Source organism: Undibacterium sp. Ji49W, assembly GCF_049340205.1.
Lineage (GTDB): Bacteria > Pseudomonadota > Gammaproteobacteria > Burkholderiales > Burkholderiaceae_D > Undibacterium.
Window position 1 is genome coordinate 1 of record NZ_JBMPOW010000042.1, and the last position, 2,567, is coordinate 2,567.

At 54.3% G+C, this 2,567-nt stretch carries 1 protein-coding gene; it reads left to right on the plus strand.

Annotated elements, in window-relative coordinates; genetic code table 11:
• The coding region (locus tag ACO0LK_RS26925) for a hypothetical protein (RefSeq protein ID WP_422980596.1) at window positions 1-2,567 on the plus strand (2,567 nt) is incomplete at both ends.

The following is a 2,567-nucleotide window of genomic DNA, read 5'->3' on the forward strand; positions in this document are numbered from 1 at the left end:
CAGGCCGGACGTGTCATCGCCAGGACCAATGCGAATGGGGAAACCACGCAATATGGCTACGATCTGCGTGGCAACCTCATCCTCACGACGAAACCCCTGGGTCAGTATGAGCAGTATGCTTATGATGCCCAGGGCCATCAAATCGCCTACCGCGATGCCAATGGCAAGATCAGTACCTGGCAATACAATGCACAGGGCCAGTTGCAAAGCCACAAGGACATCGGTGGTGCCACTTATAGCTATCGCTATGACAGCGCCGGGCAATTGCTGCAACAGACCAATACCCGTGGCCAGAACCTGAACTACCATTACAACGAAGCGGGACAAGTCACCCAGATCCGTGATCTGGCGACGGACAAGACGACGCTGTACAGCTATAACCTGGCAGGACAACATACCAGGGAGCAAACCATTCAGGCGGACATCAGTCTGCAAAACACGCGTCTGAGCTACAACGCGCAGGGCCAGGTTTCGCTGATTGAGGCATTGGATGATGGCTATATCAGCGCACTCGACTATGACAAGGCGGGTAATCTCTCGCATGAACTGAATGTGCAACTGGCACAGACTGCCGGTACCATCAACCGTCAGGTCAGCATCAGTGGCAGCACCCATACCGTGAGCCATGACACTGCCGCCACTGCGGCATCCGTCACCAGCAACTGGTATGCCTATGACAGTATGCAAAGGCAAACGCTGGCGGAAGGCGCGAGTAACGGTAATGCTGCCAACGCAAACAATCTGAACAGTACGCAAGGTCATGTACTGACTTACGACAAGAACGGCAATGTGGCCAGTGATACTACCTGGGGCAAGGAGCTGGTGGCACAGATACCATTGGGTGCCAACGGCCAGCCAGACACGGGCAACACGAGCTATATCGTGCGGGAAGGCCTGATCACCCGTTACTTCACTTATGATGCCGCCAACCGCTTAAGCACGATTGCGGTGGCCAGTTATGATGCGCAGGGCAACCGTCTGGCAGAGAACCTGGCAACGGTGGTGGATCAGCGTTTGTATGACGGTGCCGGTCGTCTGCTTCAGCAGGGTATCAACAGCAGTCTGGATGCGCGTTATCTGCAGGCTTTGCAGGTCAGTCAGCTGGCGGCCTTTGCAGAAACGGCAACCAGGAATACCCATTACTACGATGCCAACGGTCTTCTCAGGAAAGAGGTGAACTATAACGTACGGGATCAGAATACCCGGGTGATGAATTACAGTACCTATGATGCCGTAGGTAACCTGCGTGGCTATAGCAGTGATGACAATATAGGCAATCATGTCAACGTGAGTATCGATTTTAGTCTGGCGGAGGGGTATTTACGCGCCGGCTCTCAATCGACCTTCAGCAACGGTCAGTGGGCCGAATTCAATCTGTGGAATACCCAGCAAGTCAGTTATGACGTCAACGGCAAGCAGATTCAGGTAGTGGACGCTGACCGGGCGCAGAACAATAACGTGACCACTTACGTCAGCCATCAGATCACTGATGCCCGTGGCCAGGTGCTGGTGAGTGAGCAGGCAGGTATGGCCACCAGTCATCTGATGGTGAATGGTCAGGTGTTTCATAGCTTCACGGAACAAAATCACAATAGCTTTGCGGCCAATGCGGGTAATGGAACAGGTAAAACAGATACCTGGGCTGCGCCCGCTCCAGCCCCAGCTCCCACCACGGCTGCCCTGTTTGCGGCACGGGCTATGTTTGGGGTGATGGCCTTGAGTGATGGTGGGGAGGATAGTGAGGCCGGAGAGGCAAGTGCATTAACGGAAACGCCTGATGAAGACAATGTCAGCTTTGCGCCTGTGATGATGGAGACGAGCGCAGAGGGCACTGCCAACATGCCTCCTGAAATACCGTCGTTCCCACAACCGACGGATATGCTTACGATGCTGACTCAGTTGTCGTTGCTTTCCAGTATGCTCGGTAACGCGACGTATCAGTTGCAGCAATTGACGGCTGCCGATCCTGCTACCCCAGGTGAAGTGATTAATGCCTGGCAAATCTATATTGCGAACGTGCAAAGTCAGGTAGACAGTCTTAGAGCGCAAGTGGCAGTATGGCAAGGAGGTGTGACGACGCCGACCACACCAACAACGCCTACGAATCCGACAACGCCAACGACACCAACAACGCCGACCACGCCTACGACACCCACTACGCCAACATTGCCGCAGCCACCGGCTTTACCGGAACCGGTCACTTCCAACGACCCCAGCATCCTGCAAGCAGCACTGGAATACCGTACGTATAGTTTATTGACAGCAAACACGCTGTTCATTCAGTTGAGTGCATCCAATCCAACGGCCAGTGCAACGCTGATTGCATGGCAGAACTATATGGCGGGCCTGCAAAGCCAGATCAATAGTCTGAATGTACAGGTAGTGTCCTTGCCGCCTGTACAGACCGCACCGAATGCAGCGCAGGTGGCGAGTAATGCATCGTTTGTGCAGCAGGTCAAGCTGGGGACAACGACTGCCAGTTCTACCACGGGCACGGCGACAACGACAACCGGCACGTATCAGAACAATCTGAATTTAGGCACGGCAACGGTGGCGCAACAGAAAAC